Genomic DNA, 19,384 nt, shown 5'->3' on the forward strand with positions numbered 1-19,384 from the left:
ACGACATGCGCACGCTTCTGATCGACAACTACGACTCGTTCACCTACAACCTCTTCCACCAGCTCACCGAGGCGGGCGGCCGCGAACCGGAAGTCGTCCGCAACGACGATCCGCGCTGGAACGCCCGGCTGCTGACCGACTTCGACAACGTGGTCGTCTCACCCGGCCCGGGGACCCCTCTCGAAGCCCGCGACCTCGGCATCTCCCGCGAGATCCTCGCGACGACACGGCTTCCCGCGCTCGGCATCTGCCTGGGCCACCAGGCGATCGGCGCGCTCCACGGCGCCACGGTGGGGCGGGCGCCGGCCCCCCTGCACGGGCGGATCTCCCGCGTACGGCACGACGGGAAGGGCCTGTTCGCCGGGCTGCCGTCGCCGATGGAGGTCGTGCGCTACCACTCGCTGGCGGTCACCGACCTGCCGCCCGAGCTGGAGGCCACGGCCTGGACGGCGGACGGGATCCTGATGGGACTGCGCCACCGCACGCGGCCGATGTGGGGGGTGCAGTTCCACCCGGAGTCGATCTGCGCCGAGTACGGGGTGGAACTCCTGCGCAACTTCATGGACCTGAGCGCGCTCGCGGCCCGGCCGCCCCGCCGGATCGCCACGGCCCGTCCGCCGGTCCGGTCGCAGACGCAGACGCAGACGCAGACGCAGACGCGGTCGCAGGCGCGGTCGGCCGGCGCCGGGGACGGCCCTCCCGCATCCGCACCCGCACCGGCCCCGTCCGCCGCACCGCGCCGACTGCGGGTGCTCACCCACGCGCTGCCCACCGGCTGGGACGCGGAGCGGGCCTACGACCTGCTCTTCCGCAGGAACCCGTACTCCTTCTGGCTCGACAGCAGCCGGCCGGACGCCACCGGCGGACGATTCTCGATCATGGGGGACGCCTCGGGTCCGCTGGCGCGGGTGGCCCGCGCCGACGTGTGGAGCGGCACGGTCCGCGTGGACTCCGCCTCGGACACGGAGATCGTCTCGGGCCCGTTCCTGGACTGGCTCGACCAGGACCTGCGCGCGATCGACGCCGAAGTCCCCGCCTTACCCTTCGACTTCACCCTCGGCTGGACCGGGTACCTCGGCTACGAGCTGAAGTCCGAGTGCGGTGGTGAACTCGTCCACCGGTCCGAGGACCCCGACGCCGTGATGGTCTTCACCGACCGGGCCCTCGTCCTCGACCACCACACCGGCACCACCCACCTGCTGACGCTCGCGGACGACGGCATCGAGGGATCCGAGGCCACCGCGCGCCGCCGGCTCGCCGAACTGGCCGACCGGCTCGCCCACCTGCCGCCGGGCGCGGCGCCCGCCCCGGCCGGCGCGGTCCCGATGACCGGCGAGATCCGGCTGCGCCACGACCGCGCCACCTATCTCGGCCTCATCGCCGCCGCCCACGAGGAGATAGCGGCCGGTGAGACGTACGAGGTCTGCCTCACCAACACGGCCGAGGTACGCGGCCGGCTCGACCCGTGGGCCGGCTACCTGCACCTGCGCCGCACCCACCCGGCCCCGTTCGGCGCGCTGCTCCGGTTCGGCGACCTGTCCGTGCTGAGCACCTCGCCCGAGAGGTTCCTGCGCATCGACCGGGACGGTCTGGTCGAGTCCAGGCCGATCAAGGGCACCCGCCCCCGGGGCGCCACGCCCGCCGAGGACGCGGCCCTGGTGGCGGACCTGCTGACCTGCGAGAAGGACCGCGCCGAGAACCTGATGATCGTGGACCTGGTCCGCAACGACCTCGGGCGCTGCGCCGAGCCCGGTTCCGTGGAGGCCACCGACATCTTCCGCGTCGAGAGCTTCGCCGGCGCCCACCAGCTCGTGAGCACCGTCCGGGCGCGCCTGCGCCGTGACAGCAGCGCGGTGCGGTGCGTACGGGCCGCCTTCCCCGGGGGCTCGATGACCGGCGCTCCCAAGGTGCGGACGATGGAGATCATCGACCGGTTGGAGGCCGGGCCGCGCGGGGTGTACTCCGGCGCCCTCGGCTACTTCTCGCTCTCCGGCGCCGCCGATCTGAGCATCGTCATCCGTACGGCCCTCGTCACCGAGGACAAGGTCCGCTACGGCACCGGAGGTGCGATCATCGCGCTCTCGGACGCGGCGGCGGAGTTCGAGGAGACCGCGGTCAAGGCGGGACCGCTGCTCTCGCTGACCACCGCCGCGTTCCCGGGGCGATCCGCCGTGCGCGAGCGCCGCATGGAGGACGTCAGGACGTGAACGGCCAGGCCTGACGGAGGCGGGACAGCTCCGCCACCTCCAGGTCCCGGGCGACGTCCCGCATCCGGATGCCGAGCCCTTCGAGGGCCTCCACCGCGCGCCGGGCCTCCCCGTGGGTGTTCAGCAAGGTGTCACCCCGCAGCCCGCCGCGCGCGCCGGCCGCCTCCAGCACCTCCAAGGAGGCGGCCTGCGCGGTGTTCCAGCCGACCAACGCACCGACGTGCCACGGCCCGACGCCCGTCCAGACGAGTGACGGCGGCTCGGCCCCGGCGGCGCGCAGCACCCGCCACCAGTCACCGCTCAGCCGCTGCTCCCGCAGCCGGTGGAGCTGCCGGGCCAGCGCCACGGCGGCCGTACCCCGCAGGTCCGCCGCCGGTGCGGCGGGCGTCGCCGACCCCGGCAGCCGACGGTCGACCTCCGCGTCCAAGGCGCCCACCGGCACCGAGGCCGCGGCGGTGATCCGGCCGAGCGGCCGGCCGGCCGCCAGGGCCCGCTCCATTCCGGTGAGATACGCGTCGAGGAACTCCTCGTACCGTTCCGTGCAGAAGACGAGGTCCGCGTCCACGCTGATGGACATCGCCAGGCAGTCCGCCATCGCGGACAGTCCGGCCGTCGTCGCCGGCACCCGGACCAGCAGATTGGGCCTCCCCACCGCACCGCTCGTCGTACGGGCCGCCGCCACCAGGGCCGACGCGTCGTACGCCGCGCGCGGATCCACCGGAACGGACACCCGGCCCTGCTGTCCCCCGCTCGCCGCGAAGGCGCCCCGCAGGACGTCGCAGGCCCGGCGCACGGCGGCCGGATCGGCGGCCGGCGCGACCGCGCCCCGTAGGAGCGCGGCGGCGCGGCAGGACGGCGAGGCGGGCACGATCTCCCGCGCACCCGTGGCGACCAGCCAGGATGACACGCCCTCGGCCGCCAGCTGTTCCAACAGCTGGGCGGCGGGTTGGCTCAACATGCGCAGAGCGTAGGGCCCCCGCCGCGGCCCCCGGCAGCTCGCAGCCGAGTCCTTGTCAGGTCGGCGGTCGCACGACACGAGGGCCGGCCATTTCTCGCCGGTTCCAGCCCTTTGCAGCCACGAACACCGCGACTTGACCAAGTGCGATGCCACCTGACGAAGTGGCCCGGTCCTCCTGGTGACCCCGGCACTGCGCTTCACAGACTCCTCGGCATCGCCATGTCGGCAGGTCCATCACTGGGAGAGACCACGTGCAAGAGATTGCAGTCTGGAAATCGCTAGCCGCAGGACAACAGCCGCAGTGGCCTGATCGGGCCGCCCTGCGCAAGGTCCGCGAAGAACTGTCGGACGCCCCCGCCCTGGTGAACGGCGCGGACGTACGAGCCCTGCGCGCCCTGCTCGCCGAAGCCGCCGCCGGCGCCGTCCAGGTCGTCCAGAGCGGGGACTGCGCCGAGGACCCGGCCGAGGCCACACCCGGGCACGTGGCACGCAAGGCGGCACTGCTGGACATCCTCGCCGGCGTCATGAAGACCCGCTCGCACAAGCCCGTGCTGCGCGTGGGCCGCCTCGCCGGCCAGTTCGGCAAGCCGCGCTCCAGCGACACCGAGATGGTGGGTGGTCTCGAACTGCCCTCGTACCGCGGCCACATGGTCAACAGCCCCGAACCGGACCCGGTCCTGCGCCGCCCCGACCCCCAGCGGCTGCTCCTGGGCTACCGGGCGGCCGCCGACGTCATGGAGCTGCTCGGCCGAAGCGGCGAGCGACGCCCCAGCGCGGCCGAGGCCCCGGTGTGGACCAGCCACGAGGCCCTGCTGCTCGACTACGAGGGCCCCCTGGTCCGCACCGAGCCCGACGGCTCGCTCCTGCTGACCTCGACGCACTGGCCGTGGATCGGCGAGCGCACCCGCGAGCTCGACGGCGCGCACGTCGCGTTCTTCGCCTCGCTCGCCAACCCGATCGCCACGAAGGTCGGCCCGAAGACCACCCCCGAGCAACTGCTCGCGCTGTGCGAACGGCTCGACCCGGACCGGGACCCCGGCCGCCTCACCCTCATCTCCCGGATGGGCGCCGGGACGGCCGCCGAACGCCTGCCCGCCCTGGTGCGCGCCGTACGGGACGCCGGATTCCCGGTCCTGTGGATGTGCGACCCGATGCACGGCAACACGGTGAGCGCACCCGGCGGTTACAAGACCCGCTACATCGAGACCGTCGTCCGCGAGGTCGAGGAGTTCCAGAACGCGGTCTGCGACAACGGCGGCGTGGCGGCCGGACTGCACCTGGAGACGACCCCGGACGCCGTCCGCGAATGCGTCGCGGACGCCTCCCGGGTCGGGGAGCTGGGAGAGAAGTACACCAGCTTCTGCGACCCCCGGCTCAACCCCGAGCAGGCGATCCAGGTCGCCTCCGCCTGGCGCGTCTGAAGAAGGGAGTTCAACGATCATGGAAGGAAAGACCGCTCTGGTCACCGGTGCGGCCGGCGGCATCGGAGAGGCCGTCGTCCGGGCGCTGGCCTCCAAGGGCGTACGGGTCGCGGCCGTCGACCGTGACGCCGAGCGGCTGCGCGTGTCGGTGAAGGCCGCGGCCGAGGCGGGGCACGAGGTCACGGCCTTCCCCGCCGACGTCACCGTCAGCTCCGACGTCGACGCGGTGGTGGCCGAGGTCGAATCGGTCCTGGGACCGCTCGACTTCCTCGTCAACGCCGCCGGCGTGCTGCGCCTGGGTCAGGCGCGCGCCCTGACGGACGAGGAGTGGGCCACCACCTTCGCCGTCAACACCACCGGCGTCTTCTTCATGTCCCGCGCCGTCGTGAACCACATGGTGCCGCGTCGCAGCGGCGCCATCGTCACCGTGGCCTCCAACGCGGCGGGCACCGCCCGCGCGGAGATGTCCGCGTACGCCGCCTCCAAGGCGGCCGCGACCATGTTCACCAAGTGCCTCGGCCTGGAGGTGGCCGGGTTCAACATCCGCGCCAACCTCGTCGCGCCGGGCTCCACGGACACCCCGATGCTGACGTCGATGTGGCAGGACAACGCCGGCGCGCAGGCCTCGATCGAGGGCTCGCCCGAGAAGTACCGGGTCGGAATCCCGCTGGGCAAGCTGGCCCAGCCGCAGGACGTCGCCGACGCCGTCTGCTTCCTGCTCTCCGACCAGGCGTCCCACATCACCATGCACGACCTGACGGTGGACGGGGGTGCGGCGCTCGGTGTCTAGTTCCGACGAACCCCGCTTCATCCCCCAGGTCGACGCCTACCCCATGCCGGACGCGGGTGACCTGCCCACCGGCCCGGCGCGGTGGACGGTGGACCCGGCCCGGGCGGTCCTGCTCCTCCACGACATGCAGAAGTTCTTCCTGGCCCCCTTCCCGGCGGGCGAACAACCCGTCACCGACCTCGTGGCCAACTCCACGCGGCTGCGGGACCGCTGCGCGGCCCTCGGCATCCCCGTGGCGTACACCGCGCAGCCCGGCGGCATGACGCCGAGCCAGCGGGGCCTGCTGAAGGACTTCTGGGGCCCGGGCATGCGGCCGAGCCCGGAGCACCGGCAGGTCGTGGAGCCCCTGACGCCGGCCGACGGCGACTGGGTGTTCACCAAGTGGCGCTACAGCGCCTTCCACCGCACCGACCTGCTGGAGCGGATGAGTTCCGCCGGGCGCGACCAGCTGATCATCTGCGGCGTGTACGCGCACGTCGGGGTGCTGATGACGGCCGTCGACGCCTTCAGCCACGACATCCGGCCCTTCCTGGTCGGCGACGCGGTCGCCGACTTCAGCGTGAACGACCAGCGGATGGCCCTGGAGTACGCGGCCGCCCGGTGCGCCACCGTCGTCGCCACCAAGGGACTCCTCGCCGACCTCGACGAGCCCGCCGCGGACACCAGGGGACGGGAGGAGCGATGAGCGAGGACCTGTTGGGCCGGGTACTGGGGGACCGGCCCCCCGCCTTCCTGCTCGTGCACCGACCCGAAACGGCCGGCCCCGACCACGCCGAGCTGTTCCTCGGCGACATGACCGAGGTCGCGGACCTCGCCGGCGTGGCGCTCGCGGACCTCGCGACCGACGGCGCCGCGCGCCAGGACACCCTCGTCCTGATCCCGTACCGGCAGCTCGCCGAGCGCGGCTACGAGGCGCCCGACGACGGTACGCCGCTGCTCGCGATGACCATCGCCGAACGGTGCGAGCCACCGCTGACCGAGCTGCTGACCCGCATCCCCGACGCCCCCGTGCACCTCGCGGAAGGGGGCGCCTTCGACACCGACGACGAGGCCTACGCGGCCATCGTCCGCCAGGTCGTCACGGACGAGATCGGCACCGGCGAGGGCGCGAACTTCGTCATCAAGCGCACCTTCGTCGCCGACATCACGGACTACGGCGTCGGCTCCGCGCTGCGCTTCTTCCGCCGCCTGCTGGAGCGGGAGAAGGGCGCCTACTGGACGTTCGTCGTGCACACCGGCGACCGGACGTTGGTCGGGGCCTCGCCCGAGCGGCACGTGAGCGTCGCCGACGGCCGGGCCGTCATGAACCCGATCAGCGGCACCTACCGCTATCCCGCCTCGGGCCCGACCCTCTCGGGGGTCCTGGACTTCCTCGCCGACGCCAAGGAGTCCGACGAGCTGTACATGGTCGTCGACGAGGAACTCAAGATGATGGCCCGGGTGTGCGAGACGGGCGGCCGGGTCACCGGCCCCCACCTCAAGGAGATGGCCCGGCTCGCGCACACCGAGTACTTCATCGAGGGCCGTACCTCCCTCGACCCGCGCGAGATCCTCCACCGGACGCTCTTCGCACCGACCGTCACCGGCTCGCCGCTGGAGAGCGCCGGCAAGGTCGTGGCCCGCTACGAACCCCAGGGCCGCGGCTACTACAGCGGCGTACTCGCCCTCATCGGACAGGACGGACGGGGCACGCGCACCCTGGACTCGGCGATCCTCATCCGCACCGCCGACATCGACGCCGGCGGCCGCATGCGGATCGGCGTGGGAGCCACCCTCGTACGTCACTCCGACCCGCTCTCCGAGGTCGCCGAGACCCGCGCCAAGGCCGCCGGCCTGCTGGCCGTCCTCGGCGACGCCGATCCCGCCCGGTTCGGCGACCACCCGGAGGTACGCCGGGCCCTGGCCCGGCGCAACGAGAACATCTCCGGATTCTGGCTGGCGGACGAGGGCGCCCGGCGGCGGGCGGTGTCCGCGCTGGCGGGCCGCAAGGTGCTGGTGGTCGACGCCGAGGACACCTTCACGGCGATGATCGAACACCAACTCCGCGCCTTCGAGGTCGAGGTGACGGTACGCCGGTTCGACGAGCCGTACACCTTCGACCCGTACGACCTCGTCGTCATGGGGCCCGGCCCCGGAGACCCGCAGGAAGCCGACCACCCCAAGATCGCGCACCTGCGCGGGGCCGTCGGGACCCTGCTGACCGAGGGGCGGCCCTTCCTCGCCGTCTGCCTCAGCCACCAGGTGCTCAGCAGGAGGCTCGGCCTCGACCTGGTCCGCCGCGAACACCCCAACCAAGGCGTGCAACGCCGCATCGACCTGTTCGGGCGGGCCGAGCGGGTGGGCTTCTACAACACCTTCGCCGCACACAGCTCGGGCGACAAGGGCGAGAGCGACTTCGGGGTGTTCGAGATCAGCCGGGACCCGGAGAACGGCGAGGTCCACGCCCTGCGCGGGCCGGGCTTCCGCTCCCTGCAGTTCCACCCGGAATCGGTGCTGACCGAGGACGGGCCGCGGATCGTCGGCGAGGCACTCGCCGGCCTGCTCGGGGAGGGGACACCGTGAAGGCCGCCGTCGTGTGGTGGGACCTGGCCGGCACCGGGCGGACCATCGAGTCGATGCGCGCGTTCCTGCGCGACGAGGCCGTCGACCTGTTCGCCGGGGTCGAGGGCCTGCGCCTGAAGTTCTGGATCTCCGACCCGGCGACCGAGCGATGGGGCGCGGTCCTCCTGTGGGAGTCGGCCCGGGCCGCCGCCGCGCCGCTGCCGGCCCGCGCGGCCCAACTCATCGGGCGCCCGCCCGTGCAGCGCACCTTGTTCGACGTGGAGGCCACCGTGGAGGGCGTCTTCACCCTCCCCGGACTCTCCGGCCACGGCCTCGCGCTGGAACCCTCCGGCACCTGACGAAGTACCGCGACGCGACTGCCCCACCGAGGGCGGCCCGTTGCAGGGTGTGGTGCGGCCCGCGCGGCCCCACCACACCCCCTCACCTTCCTTCCCCCGATCCCATCGAGGAGCCCTGAACAGCCGTGAGTACCCCACCGCAGAGCGAGACCGGACGCTTTGAATGGAGTGAGCTGGACCGCCGGACCGTGGACGTGGCGCGCGCACTGGCCGTCGACGCCGTCGAGGCCGCCGGGCACGGCCACCCGGGCACCGCGATGAGCCTCGCCCCGGCCGCGTACCTGCTCTTCCAGCGGCTGCTGCGGCACGACCCCGCCGACCCGCGGTGGGCCGGGCGCGACCGGTTCGTCCTGTCCTGCGGCCACTCCAGCCTGACCCTCTACAACCAGCTCTACCTCAGCGGATACGGCCTCGAACTCGACGACATCAAGGCCCTGCGCACCGCCGACAGCCTGACCCCCGCGCACCCCGAGTACGGGCACACCCCCGGCGTGGAGACCACGACCGGGCCGCTCGGCCAAGGGCTCGCCAACGGCGTCGGCATGGCCATGGCCGCCCGCCGCGAGCGCGGCCTGTTCGACCCCGACGCCGCCCCGGGGACAAGCCCCTTCGACCACACCGTGTGGGTCTTCGCCTCCGACGGCGACCTGGAGGAGGGCATCAGCCACGAGGCCAGCTCGCTGGCCGGCCACCAGAAGCTCGGCAACCTCGTCGTCCTCCACGACGACAACCACATCTCCATCGAGGACGACACACAGATCGCCCAGTCCGAGGACATCGCCGCCCGCTACCGGGCGTACGGCTGGCACGTGCAGCAGGTCGACTGGACCGCGACCGGCTCCTACGTGGAGGACGTCGAGGCCCTGCACACCGCCCTGGCCGCCGCCCGCGCCGAGACCGACCGACCCTCGCTCGTCGCCCTGCGCACCGTCATCGGCTGGCCCTCACCGGGCAAGCAGAACACCGGCAAGATCCACGGAGCGGCGCTCGGCGCCGCCGAGGCGGCCGCCACCAAGGCCGCGCTCGGCCTGGACCCGGAGCTGAGCTTCCAGGTCCCGGCCGACGTGCTCGCGCACGCCCGCCGGGTCGGCGAGCGCGCCCGCGTCGCCCGCGCCGAGTGGGACAAGCGGGAGCGGGACTGGCGCGCCGCCCACCCCGGGCGCGCCGCCGAGTTCGACCGCCTGTCCGCACGCGAACTCCCGCCCGGCTGGGAGGAGTCGCTGCCCGTCTTCGCCCCCGGCACCTCCGTCGCCACCCGCAAGGCCTCGGGCGAGGTCCTCTCCGCCCTGGCCGGGGTGCTGCCCGAGCTGTGGGGCGGCTCCGCCGACCTGGCGGAGAGCAACAACACCACGATGGCGGGCGAGCCCTCCTTCATCCCCGAAGAGCTGTCCACCGAGGCCTTCACCGGCCACCGCTACGGCCGCACCCTGCACTTCGGCATCCGCGAGCACGCCATGGGCGCGATCCTCAACGGCATCGCCCTGCACGGCGGCACCCGCCCCTACGGCGGCACCTTCCTGGTCTTCTCCGACTACATGCGCCCCGCCGTACGGCTCGCCGCCATGATGAAGCTGCCCGTCACCTACGTCTGGACGCACGACTCGATCGGCCTCGGCGAGGACGGCCCCACCCACCAGCCCGTGGAACACCTCTGGGCCCTGCGCCTGATCCCCGGGCTGGACGTCGTACGCCCGGCCGACGCCAACGAGACCGCGGCGGTCTGGGCGGCGCTGCTGCGGCGCACCGACCGGCCCGCCGGCCTGTGCCTGTCCCGGCAGAACCTGCCCGTCCTGGACCGCTCCCCGGAGTCGGACATCGCGTCCGCGGCCGGCGCCGCCCGCGGTGGCTACGTCCTCGCGGAGGCCACCGGCGGCGAGCCCGAGGTCCTGCTGCTGGCCACCGGCAGCGAGGTGCACATCGCCCTCGACGCCCGCCGCATCCTGCAGCGCGACGGCATCCCCACCCGCGTGGTGTCCCTGCCCTGCCTGGAGTGGTTCGCCGAGCAGAGCCAGGAGTACCGCGACCGGGTGCTGCCGCCGCGGACGCGGGCCCGGGTGTCGGTGGAGGCCGGATCGGTCCTCGGCTGGTACGCCCTCGTCGGCGAAGCCGGCCACACGGTCGGACTCGACCACTTCGGCGCCTCGGCCTCCGGCGCCGCCCTCTACGAGCGCTACGGACTGACCGCCGAGCGGGTTGCGGCCGCCGCCCGCGTGAGCGCGGCCCGGGCCGCCGGGCGCTCATGAACCGGCTCACCACCCCGCTGATCGCCCGCATCCCGGGATCCAAGAGCATCACCAACCGGGCCCTGCTGCTGGCCGCCGCCTCCACCGGGGACACCCGGCTGAGCGCGCCGCTCATCAGCGAGGACACCCTCGCCTTCCGCACCGCGCTGACCGACCTCGGCATCCGGATCACCGACGCCGACACGGGCTGGGACGTCCGGGGCGGCGGCCGCGGCCCCACCGTCGGCGCCACCACCGCGGTGGCGTGCGCCGACGCGGGCACCGCCGCACGCTTCCTGCCGCCCTTCGCGGCCACCGGTCGGGGCGAGTTCGTCTTCGACGGCAGCGACCAACTACGGGCCCGCCCGCTGCGCCCGCTGGTCGACGCCCTCGGCGCGCTCGGCGCCCGGGTGTCCTGCGGCCCGGCCGCCGCACTGCCCCTGACGGTCACCGCGGACGGCCTGGACGGCGGCGACCTCGCCCTCGACTCCTCCTTCAGCAGCCAGTACCTCACCGGGCTGCTGATGGCGGCCCCGCTGATGCGCCGACCCCTGACCGTACGGGCGAAGGCCCTGGTCAGTCGCCCGTACATCGATATGACCCTGGCGCTCATGCGTCACTTCGGCGCCACCGCCGAGGACCACGGGGACGGCACGATCACCGTGCGACCCGGCGGCTACCGCGCGGCCGACCTGACCGTCGAACCGGACGCCTCCACCGCCTCGTACGTCCTCGCGGCCGCGGCCGTGACCGGGCGCAGCGTGACGGTACCGGGCCTGGGCGGCACCAGCCTCCAAGGAGACCTCGGCTTCGCCCACGTGCTGCGGCGCACCGGCGCGCACGTGGCGGTCACCGACACGGCAACCACGGTCACCGGCCGCCCGGACGGGGCCCTGACCGGGGGTTTCGCCGTCGACATGGGCGACATCTCGGACACCTTCATGACGCTGGCGGCCATCGCGCCCCTCGCCGACGCCCCGATCACCATCCACGGCATCGCGCACGCCCGGTTCAAGGAGTCCGACCGGATCGAGGCCGTCGCCCGCAACCTGGGCGCCCTCGGGATCCGTACCGAGCAGGGCCCGGACCGGATCACCGTCCACCCCGGCGCCACCGGGCCCGCCGAGATCGCCTGCCACCGCGACCACCGGATCGCCATGGCCTTCTCCGTACTGGGGCTGCGCGCGGGCGGCATCACCCTCGACGACCCGTCCTGCGTCGGCAAGACCTTCCCCGGGTTCCACGCCGAACTGCGCCGGCTCTTCCCCGACCACACGACACCCCAAGGAATCTGAAGCACAGATGGCGAACATACTCATCGCCGGCGGCGGCATCGGCGGACTCGCCGCGGCACTCGGCATCGCCGGCCGCGGGCACCGGGTGACCGTCCTGGAGCGCCGGGACTCCTTCACCGAACTCGGCGCCGGCATCCAGCTCGGACCCAACGCCTTCCACGCGCTCGACCTGCTCGGCGTGGGCTCCCCGGTCCGCGCCCGGGCCGTCTACATCGACGAACTGCGGTTCATGGACGGCACCACCGGCGAGCGGGTCGCCTCCATGCCGCTGACCGGCGACTACCGCACCCGCTTCGGCAACCCGTACGCCGTCGTGCAGCGCTCCGACCTGTACGAGCCGCTGCTGGAGAGCTGCCGCGCCCACCCGCTGATCGAACTGCGCGGCAACAGCCAGGTCGTCTCCTACGAGCGGGGCTCCCAGGGCTCGGCCGAGGTGACCGCCGTCCTCGCCACCGGCGAGCGGCTCACCGGCGCCGCCCTGATCGGCGCCGACGGCATCCGCTCCGCGGTACGCCGCCAGATGATCGGCGACGGGGACCCGCGGGTCTCCGGGCACACCATCTACCGCTCGGTGATCCCCATGGACCAGGTCGCCGAGGAGCTGCGGTGGAACACCGTCACCCTGTGGGCCGGCCCCAAGTGGCACTTCGTCCACTACCCGATCGGCGGCGGCGCCTACCTGAACCTGGCCGCGACCCGCGACGACGACGCGCAGGAGGTCGTCGTCGGCAGGCCGGCCGAACGCGAGCACGTCCTGAACGAGTTCCCCGAGCTCGGCGAGACCGCGCGCCGCCTCCTCGAACTCGGCCGGGACTGGAAGTCCTGGGTGCTGTGCGACCGCGACCCCGTCGACGTGTGGACGGACGGGCGGGTGGCGCTCCTCGGCGACGCCGCGCACCCGATGCTCCAGTACGCGGCCCAGGGCGCCTGCCAGGCGCTGGAGGACGCGGTGGTCGTCGCGCAGCTGCTGGACGACTGCTCCGAGGACGACATCGTCCAGCGTCTGGAGAAGTACGGCGCGACGCGCCGCGAGCGTACGGCCGAGATCCAGCTGGTGGCCCGGGAGATGGGCCGTCGGCTCTACCACCCGGCCGGCCCGGACGCCGTCGCGCGCAACGCCATGCTGTCGGGCCTGTCCGCCGAGGACATGCACGACAAGGTCGCCTGGCTGCACGGTGAGCGGCTCGCGTGACCAGGCTGCGACTGCTGTCCGCGCGCGCACGACGCGGTGTGCTCGTGCGTCTGGACCACTTTCCCCGGCGCCCCGCCGGCCGTCAGGCCCGTGGCACCGGATCCATCTGTTGAACCCAGCAAGGGAGTTGTACCCGTCATGACCAATGTCGCCGTCATCTACTATTCCTCGACCGGCAACGTCCACACGATGGCGAAGGCCGCCGCCGAGTCCGCCGCGAAGGCCGGCGCCGCGGAGGTCCGCCTGCTGAAGGTCGCCGAACTCGCGCCCGCCGCGGTCGTCGAGAGCAACCCGGCGTGGGCCGCGCACGCCGCCGACACGGCGGACGTCCCCGAGGCGACCCTCGCCGACCTGGAATGGGCCGACGTCGTCCTCTTCGGCACCCCGACCCGTTACGGCCTGCCCGCGGCGCAGCTGAAGCAGTTCATCGACACCACCGGCGGCCTGTGGTTCCAGGGCAAGCTCGTGAACAAGGTCGTCTCCTCCTTCACCTCCACCTCGACCGCCCACGGCGGCCAGGAGAGCACGCTGTTGGCGCTGAACAACACCTTCTACCACTGGGGTTCGATCATCGTCGCGCCCGGTTTCGCCGACCCGGTGCAGTTCGACCCGGCCAACGGCAACCCGTACGGGGCGAGCAGCGTTTCGGGCAACAACCCGAACAACGTGGCCGAGGTGAACCTCGCCTCCGTCGAGTTCCAGGCCCGCCGGGCCGTCGAGATCGCCGCCGCGCTGAAGCGCGGTCTCGCGACCGTCTGACCGGTCCCACCACGTGGTGTCAGGGGACCGGGGCACACCGCCCCGGTCCCCTGACCCGTATCCCCACCCGAACCTTCCGCGGAGGACGGACATGAGCAAGAGACCCCGACCCCTGAGGTACGCGATCGCACTCGTCGCGGCCCTCACGGCGGTGACCGTGCCGGCGAGCGCGGCCGAAGGACCGGCCGTCGCGGGCGGCTACGACATCGTCTGGGACGACTTCCGCGCGGGCTTCTCCCACACCGGCGAGAACGCCAAGTGGTCCCTGAGCCCGACCGGCGCACTGCCCCACGGTGACGGCCGGCCGACGACCTCGGCGAGCGGCCTGACGGTCGTACCCACCGGCACCGACCCGGCCACCGGCCGACCCGCCTTCGCCTTCACCGGCGGCCAGGAGTCGGCGGGCGGTATCGGCGACGGGGACCACCTCAAGTGGTACGCCGTCGCCAACCACCGGGCCTCCACCGGCGTCACCGGCTTCGACGCGGTCCCCGGCCAGGTGCTGACCTGCCGCACCCAGCTCTCCTCGCGCACCACCGGCGCCGACCGCCATCCCTTCGGCACGGCGGTCACCGACGCCCGGGACGACCTGAGGCTCGGCGCCGGGGCCATGTCCGTCATCGACTTCGAGACGAACCTGGTCTTCGACTTCTTCGTCACCGACGAGCGCGTCCACGCCTTCTACGAGCGGCTCCCCACGCCCGGCTCCACCTACGCGGCGTTCTCCTACGCCCTCCCGGTCGCCACCCGGGACCCCGGCCGCCGACACGACCTGGCCATCGCCTTCGACAGGGCGGCGGGCAAGGCCGTCTGGAAGGTCGACGGTCGCGAGGTCCTCGCCGTCGACGACCTCGGCCACGTCCCGGCCGACCGGAGCCACCTGATCCTCGACCACGGCGGGACCGAGGAGACCGTCTCGCCGCGCCAGCTGTCCTGCGGCATCGGCATGTTCACGTTGCTCGACGCGGCGGGCCCCGACGGCCGCGGCCTGGTCAGGCTCAGCGACCGACCCGACTACTACTACGACCCGGCCCGCGGCGCCCCACGCCCCGAGCGGTTCCTCGACGACGCGAGCCGGCCCGACAACCGGCTGTGGGGGCAGGGCGTGAAGCTGCAGGTCGGCAAGGTCGCCATCGCCTCCCGGCCGGGAAGGCTCTGACACCCCTCCCGCCCGGCGACGCCGCGGGGGCGGCATCGGGCCCGTCGGGCCGGATGCCGCCCCCGCGCGCGTTCGGCAGGATCCGGACGTCACCCCTACCGCGCCGGAGCCCGCCACTTCAGCAGCCCGGCCACCAGGGCCGCGAACAACGAGCCCGCGACCGGGGCCAGTACGTAGACCCACAGCAGCCCGGTCGTGCCGGAGACCAGCGCGGGGCCGAACTGGCGCGCCGGATTGGCGCCCCCGCCCGAGAGCGGCCCGAGGAAGACGATCACGGCGGCGACACAGGCCCCCACCACCGCGGGCAGGTACTTCAGCAGATGCGGGCGCGTCCCGGCGAAGGCCGTGATCAGCATGATCACGGCCATGGCGGCGGCCTCCGCGGCGAACACCGCCCCGATGCTCCAGTCGGCGGCCGGCCGCAGCGCGGCGTGCCCGACCCGTGCGGCGGCCTCCCCCCACGCCAGGCGCGCCAGAGCCACGCCGGCCACCGAGCCGGCCAGCTGCGCCACGACGAACGGCGCCACCACCCGGGCGGGCAGGACCCGCAGCAGCCACAGCCCGATGCTGACGGCCGGGTTCAGGTGCCCGGCGGTCTCCCGGCGCATGGACGGCCCGAGTACGAGCGCGACGATCACGCCGACCAGCAGCCCCATGGCCACGAGTTGGGTGGTCGGCGTCGGGAAGAGCGCCGCGAAGGGCGTGCCGGGTCCCGCCATCCAACGGACGGCCGTGACCACGGTGAACAGCATGGCGGTGGACAGCGCGAACTCGTAAAGGGCGACCTCCAGGAGGCGCGGCATCCGCCTGCGCGCGCGTACGGGGGGTCCTTCGGTCCGTGGACCGGTGTCGAGGGAAGTTCTGGTCATGATCGGAATGTGCGGCCCCGCCCCGGCCCCGGCAACGCCGGCCGCACCACTTCGTCAGGTGCCCCGACCTGAAGAAGTCCCGGTCACCTGACGAAGTGAACCGGCCCCGATGGACCGGCCTTCGGGCCGCCCGGCACATTCGTCGCAGTCGGCCGAGGACACCCGGCCCGGCCCCCCTGAATCGAGAGGAACCGATCACCTATGTGCGGCCTTGCCGGATGGGTTGACTTCGAGCGCGATCTGACGGCGCACACCGAGACCGCGTCGGCCATGACGGGCACCATGGAGTGCCGCGGCCCGGACGCGGGTGGGCTGTGGACCTCGACCCACGCGATCCTCGGCCACCGTCGCCTGGCGATCATCGACCTCGAGGGCGGAAAGCAGCCCATGGTCGCCGACGCGGACGACCCCACGCAGCCGGTGATCACGTACACCGGCGAGGTGTACAACTTCCAGGAGCTGCGTGAAGAACTCCGCGGCCTGGGCCACGAGTTCCGCACCACCAGCGACACCGAGGTCGTGCTGCGCGCCTACGTCGAGTGGGGCGCCGGCTTCGCCGATCGCCTCAACGGCATCTACGCCTTCGCCATCTGGGACCCGCGCACCGAGGAACTCCTCCTCATCCGCGACCGGATGGGCGTCAAGCCGCTCTACTACTACCCCACCACCGCCGGTGTGCTCTTCGGCTCCGAGCCCAAGGCGATCCTGGCCCACGACGAGGCCGAGGCGGTCGTCGACGCCGAGGGCCTCAAGGAGATCTTCAGCATCGTCAAGACCCCCGGGCACGCCGTCTACCAGGGCATGTACGAGGTCAAGCCAGCCACGATCGTCCGCTTCACCCGCGAGGGCCGCAGCGAGGAGAAGTACTGGGAGCTGACGGCCCAGCCGCACACCGACGACCTCGACACCACGATCGCCACCGTCCGCGAGCTGCTGGAGGACATCGTCGAGCGCCAGCTCGTCGCCGACGTCACCGTCGGCACCCTGCTCTCGGGCGGCCTGGACTCCAGCGCGGTGACCGCCCTCGCCGCCAAGGCCCTCACCAAGCAGGGCGTCGAGCAGCCCATCCGGGCCTTCTCCGTGGACTTCGTCGGCCACGACGAGCGCTTCGAGGCCAACGTCCAGTGGGCCGACCCGGACACCCCGTTCGCCGTCGAGGTCGCCGAGCGGGTCGGCGCGGAGCACATCATCGTCGAACTCGACAACGAGGACATCCTCGACCCCGAGGTGCGCGGCACCGTCCTGCGCGCCCAGGACCTGCCGGTCTCCACCGGCGACATGGAGTACTCGCTCCTCGTCCTGTGCCGGGCGCTCAAGGAGCAGATGACCGTCGCGCTGTCCGGCGAGGCGGCGGACGAACTCTTCGGCGGCTACACCTGGTTCCACGACAAGGAGGCCGTCGAGTCGAACAGCTTCCCCTGGCACCACCCCTTCGAGAAGGCCGGTGGCATCGGCGCCCTCAGGACGGTCGGCCTGTGGGACAAGCTCGGCCTCACCGAGTACGTCAAGGGACGCTACGCCGAAGCCCTGGACGAGGTGCCCCGCCTGGACGGCGAGAGCGGCCTCGAAGAGCGGATGCGCGAGGTCACGTACCTCAACCTGACCCGCTGGGAGAACTTCCTGCTGGACCGCAAGGACCGGATCAGCATGGCGGTCAGCCTGGAGGTGCGCGTCCCGTTCACCGACCACCGCCTCGTCGAGTACGTCTACAACACCCCCTGGGCGATGAAGACCTTCGACGGCCGGGAGAAGAGCCTGCTGCGCGCCTCCATGCGCGGCCTGCTGCCGGACTCGGTCCTCGACCGCAAGAAGAACCCGTACCCCTCCACCCAGGACCGCAGGTACGAACTGGCCCTGCGCGAGCAGGTCGAGGCCCTTCTCGTCGAAGGCGCCCCGGTGCTGCGGCTCGTCTCGGAGGCCGACATCCGCAAGCTGCTCGACGTGCCCGAGGGCTCCTACGGGGTCGGCGGCCCGTGGAGTGCCCGCGCCGTCCTGGAGCGCCTGATCGAGTTCGACACCTGGGTCCGCGCGTACGACGTCCGCGTCGAGCTCTGACCTGCGCGCGCCCGGCCGCCGTGCGGCGGCCGGGCCCGTCCCTCGTACGCGGGAAGCGGTACCCGTGAAGAACCCGAAGGCCGTCAAGGACGTGAAGGACGTGAAGGACGTGAAGGAACGGACATGGTGAACGACACCACCGCCCCGACGGTGACCGTCTGGTCGGACATCGGCTGCCCCTGGGCGAGTCTCGCCCTGCACACCCTGCACGCCGCCGCCGAGCGGCGACAGGTCGCACTGGCCGTCGACCACCGGGCCTTCCCGCTGGAGCTGTTCAACCGGGAACCCACCCCCAAGTTCATCGTGGACCCGGAGGTCCAGGCGATCGCCGCCCACCGGCCCGAGCTCGGCTGGCGGCTGTGGAACGGCCCGGCGCACACCTACCCCGTGACCACGCTGCCCGCGCTGGAGGCGGTCCAGGCCGCCAAGGACCCCGCGATCGGCGGACTGCGCGGCAGCGACGAGCTGGACAGCGCCCTGCGCAAGGCCTTCTACGCCGACAGCAGGTGCATCAGCGTCCACGCGGTGATCCTCGACGTCGCCGAGAGGTGCGCGCACGTCGACGCGAAGGCCCTGGCCGCCGCGCTGGCCAGGGGCGGCGGCCGGGCCGAGGTCTACGAGCAGTGGGGCACGGCCGAGGGCCCGCAGATCCAGGGCAGCCCGCACTTCTTCGCGGCCGGCGGCTACGCCTCGCACAACCCCGGCGCCACCTTCACCTGGACCGGATCCCCCTACGAGGGCGGCCTCCCGCGCCTGGACGCCTACAGCACCGCCTGGGCCGATGAACTGCTCGACACCCTTCACCGAGATCAGTAGAGAAAGAGGAGCGCGATCCATGTCAGCACGATTCGCCGGAAGGGTGGCCCTGGTCGCGGGAGCCGGCGACGGCATCTGCCGGGCGGCGGCCGTCGCCTTCGCCCGGGAGGGCGCACGCGTCCTGGTGGCCGGGCCCGACCCGGAGGAACTGGCGGGCACGCTGAAGCTGATCCGCGACGCCGGAGGCGAGGCCCACAGCGTCGTGGCGGACCTGACGCGGGGCGGCTCGGCCGCCGCCGCGCGCATGGTGGACGCGGCCGTGGAGCGGTTCGGCGCGCTGGACATCGCCTTCAACAACGCGACCGTCACCGGGCCGAACAGCAACGTCGCCGACATCGCCGAGGACGTGTGGGCTGACACCCTCGCCGCCAACCTCACCGGGGTCTTCATGGCGATGAAGCACGAGCTCGCGCACATGGAGTCCCACGGGCGCGGAGTGATCGTGAACACCGCCTGCAACATGGCGAACAGCGGCCGGCTGGTGGGCATGAGCGCCTACGCGGCGTCGAAGGCGGCACTGAGCGCCCTGACCCGCACCGCCGCGCACGAGTACATCGGCAAGGGCATCCGGATCAACGCGATCAGCCCCGGCCCGGCGCACGAGGCGGGGACGGACCACGCCGACGGGGCGACCGCCGAGGAGGTGGCCGAGACGGTCGTGTGGCTCTGCTCCGACGAGGCGTCCTTCGTCGTCGGCCACGACATGGTGCTCGACAAGAAGACCGTGGTCTGAGATCCCCC

At 72.8% G+C, this 19,384-nt stretch carries 16 protein-coding genes; 14 read left to right on the forward strand and 2 right to left on the reverse strand.

The genetic code is table 11. The features are described 5' to 3' along the window. Positions 1–5: 5 nt before the first annotated feature. Entirely contained in the window at positions 6–2,207 is a 2,202-nt protein-coding gene (pabB, locus tag OG624_RS27905) for an aminodeoxychorismate synthase component I (RefSeq protein ID WP_033218964.1), read from the forward strand. Here the strand turns inward: pabB and OG624_RS27910 are convergent. Continuing rightward, on the reverse strand, positions 2,197–3,165 hold the full coding sequence (locus tag OG624_RS27910; RefSeq protein WP_078909199.1) for a transaldolase family protein: 969 nt from the start codon (positions 3,163–3,165) through the stop codon (positions 2,197–2,199). The genes pabB and OG624_RS27910 overlap by 11 nt on opposite strands. Before the next feature lie 251 nt (positions 3,166–3,416). On the opposite strand from OG624_RS27910, the gene OG624_RS27915 reads away from it, so the two are divergent. The 10 genes from OG624_RS27915 (at position 3,417) to OG624_RS27960 (ending at position 14,903) form a co-directional block, all read left to right on the forward strand. Beyond that, positions 3,417–4,586 carry a 3-deoxy-7-phosphoheptulonate synthase gene (locus OG624_RS27915; protein ID WP_078909200.1) on the forward strand — a complete coding sequence of 390 codons (1,170 nt, stop codon included), beginning with the start codon at positions 3,417–3,419 and terminating at the stop codon, positions 4,584–4,586. Between the two features lie 19 nt (positions 4,587–4,605). Beyond that, a complete protein-coding gene (locus OG624_RS27920; RefSeq protein ID WP_033218966.1) occupies positions 4,606–5,376 on the forward strand; it encodes a 2,3-dihydro-2,3-dihydroxybenzoate dehydrogenase in 771 nt (256 codons plus the stop codon). Between the two features lie 43 nt (positions 5,377–5,419). After that, positions 5,420–6,061: an isochorismatase family protein gene (locus OG624_RS27925; RefSeq protein ID WP_033219143.1), complete on the forward strand. Its 642-nt coding sequence runs from the start codon at positions 5,420–5,422 to the stop codon at positions 6,059–6,061. Continuing rightward, positions 6,058–7,938 carry an anthranilate synthase family protein gene (locus OG624_RS27930; RefSeq protein WP_033218968.1) on the forward strand — a complete coding sequence of 627 codons (1,881 nt, stop codon included), beginning with the start codon at positions 6,058–6,060 and terminating at the stop codon, positions 7,936–7,938. Before OG624_RS27925 ends, OG624_RS27930 begins: the two co-directional genes overlap by 4 nt. Continuing rightward, positions 7,935–8,276, forward strand: coding sequence for a hypothetical protein (locus OG624_RS27935; RefSeq protein WP_033218970.1), 342 nt, complete (start codon positions 7,935–7,937; stop codon positions 8,274–8,276). Before OG624_RS27930 ends, OG624_RS27935 begins: the two co-directional genes overlap by 4 nt. Positions 8,277–8,401: 125 nt before the next feature. Then, complete coding sequence (gene tkt, locus OG624_RS27940; protein WP_161290975.1) at positions 8,402–10,519, forward strand: transketolase; 2,118 nt, start codon at positions 8,402–8,404, stop codon at positions 10,517–10,519. Beyond that, positions 10,516–11,793 (forward strand): 3-phosphoshikimate 1-carboxyvinyltransferase, encoded by a 1,278-nt coding sequence (gene aroA, locus OG624_RS27945; protein ID WP_033218973.1) that lies wholly within the window; start codon positions 10,516–10,518, stop codon positions 11,791–11,793. The genes tkt and aroA overlap by 4 nt, the downstream gene beginning before the upstream one ends. Positions 11,794–11,800: 7 nt before the next feature. Beyond that, entirely contained in the window at positions 11,801–12,985 is a 1,185-nt protein-coding gene (locus tag OG624_RS27950; protein WP_326749002.1) for a 3-hydroxybenzoate 6-monooxygenase, read from the forward strand. Positions 12,986–13,123: 138 nt separating this feature from the next. Next, on the forward strand, positions 13,124–13,744 hold the full coding sequence (gene wrbA / locus OG624_RS27955) for an NAD(P)H:quinone oxidoreductase (RefSeq protein WP_033218977.1): 621 nt from the start codon (positions 13,124–13,126) through the stop codon (positions 13,742–13,744). A 91-nt stretch (positions 13,745–13,835) separates the two neighbouring features. Further along, a complete protein-coding gene (locus OG624_RS27960; RefSeq protein ID WP_051763122.1) occupies positions 13,836–14,903 on the forward strand; it encodes a DUF6081 family protein in 1,068 nt (355 codons plus the stop codon). Between the two features lie 95 nt (positions 14,904–14,998). On the opposite strand, the gene OG624_RS27965 is transcribed toward OG624_RS27960, so the two are convergent. After that, positions 14,999–15,772 carry an aquaporin gene (locus OG624_RS27965; RefSeq protein WP_078909201.1) on the reverse strand — a complete coding sequence of 258 codons (774 nt, stop codon included), beginning with the start codon at positions 15,770–15,772 and terminating at the stop codon, positions 14,999–15,001. Positions 15,773–15,973: 201 nt separating this feature from the next. Here OG624_RS27965 and asnB point away from each other — a divergent pair, with 201 nt between their 5' ends. The 3 genes from asnB to OG624_RS27980 all read left to right on the forward strand — a co-directional run bounded on the left by asnB (position 15,974) and on the right by OG624_RS27980 (position 19,376). Continuing rightward, positions 15,974–17,827, forward strand: a complete 1,854-nt coding sequence (asnB, locus tag OG624_RS27970; protein WP_033218981.1) for an asparagine synthase (glutamine-hydrolyzing) — start codon at positions 15,974–15,976, stop codon at positions 17,825–17,827. A gap of 123 nt (positions 17,828–17,950) precedes the next feature. Further along, positions 17,951–18,643, forward strand: coding sequence for a DsbA family oxidoreductase (locus OG624_RS27975; protein ID WP_033218983.1), 693 nt, complete (start codon positions 17,951–17,953; stop codon positions 18,641–18,643). 19 nt (positions 18,644–18,662) lie between these two features. Then, complete coding sequence (locus OG624_RS27980) at positions 18,663–19,376, forward strand: SDR family oxidoreductase (RefSeq protein ID WP_033218985.1); 714 nt, start codon at positions 18,663–18,665, stop codon at positions 19,374–19,376. Positions 19,377–19,384: the final 8 nt, after the last annotated feature.

Origin of the sequence: Streptomyces virginiae, assembly GCF_041432505.1 — a bacterium.
In the GTDB taxonomy this organism is placed as follows: Bacteria; Actinomycetota; Actinomycetes; order Streptomycetales; family Streptomycetaceae; genus Streptomyces; species Streptomyces virginiae_A.

What these genes read in the sequence shown, in the direction of transcription:
- asnB (WP_033218981.1), top strand. Translation starts at nt 15,974, where the DNA reads ATGTGCGGCCTTGCCGGATGGGTTGACTTCGAGCGCGATCTGACGGCG.
- OG624_RS27925 (WP_033219143.1), top strand. Translation starts at nt 5,420, where the DNA reads ATGCCGGACGCGGGTGACCTGCCCACCGGCCCGGCGCGGTGGACGGTG.
- OG624_RS27920 (WP_033218966.1), top strand. Translation starts at nt 4,606, where the DNA reads ATGGAAGGAAAGACCGCTCTGGTCACCGGTGCGGCCGGCGGCATCGGA.
- OG624_RS27975 (WP_033218983.1), top strand. Translation starts at nt 17,951, where the DNA reads ATGGTGAACGACACCACCGCCCCGACGGTGACCGTCTGGTCGGACATC.
- OG624_RS27965 (WP_078909201.1), bottom strand. Translation starts at nt 15,772, where the DNA reads ATGACCAGAACTTCCCTCGACACCGGTCCACGGACCGAAGGACCCCCC.
- wrbA (WP_033218977.1), top strand. Translation starts at nt 13,124, where the DNA reads ATGACCAATGTCGCCGTCATCTACTATTCCTCGACCGGCAACGTCCAC.
- OG624_RS27930 (WP_033218968.1), top strand. Translation starts at nt 6,058, where the DNA reads ATGAGCGAGGACCTGTTGGGCCGGGTACTGGGGGACCGGCCCCCCGCC.
- OG624_RS27980 (WP_033218985.1), top strand. Translation starts at nt 18,663, where the DNA reads ATGTCAGCACGATTCGCCGGAAGGGTGGCCCTGGTCGCGGGAGCCGGC.
- pabB (WP_033218964.1), top strand. Translation starts at nt 6, where the DNA reads ATGCGCACGCTTCTGATCGACAACTACGACTCGTTCACCTACAACCTC.
- aroA (WP_033218973.1), top strand. Translation starts at nt 10,516, where the DNA reads ATGAACCGGCTCACCACCCCGCTGATCGCCCGCATCCCGGGATCCAAG.
- OG624_RS27910 (WP_078909199.1), bottom strand. Translation starts at nt 3,165, where the DNA reads ATGTTGAGCCAACCCGCCGCCCAGCTGTTGGAACAGCTGGCGGCCGAG.
- OG624_RS27950 (WP_326749002.1), top strand. Translation starts at nt 11,801, where the DNA reads ATGGCGAACATACTCATCGCCGGCGGCGGCATCGGCGGACTCGCCGCG.
- OG624_RS27960 (WP_051763122.1), top strand. Translation starts at nt 13,836, where the DNA reads ATGAGCAAGAGACCCCGACCCCTGAGGTACGCGATCGCACTCGTCGCG.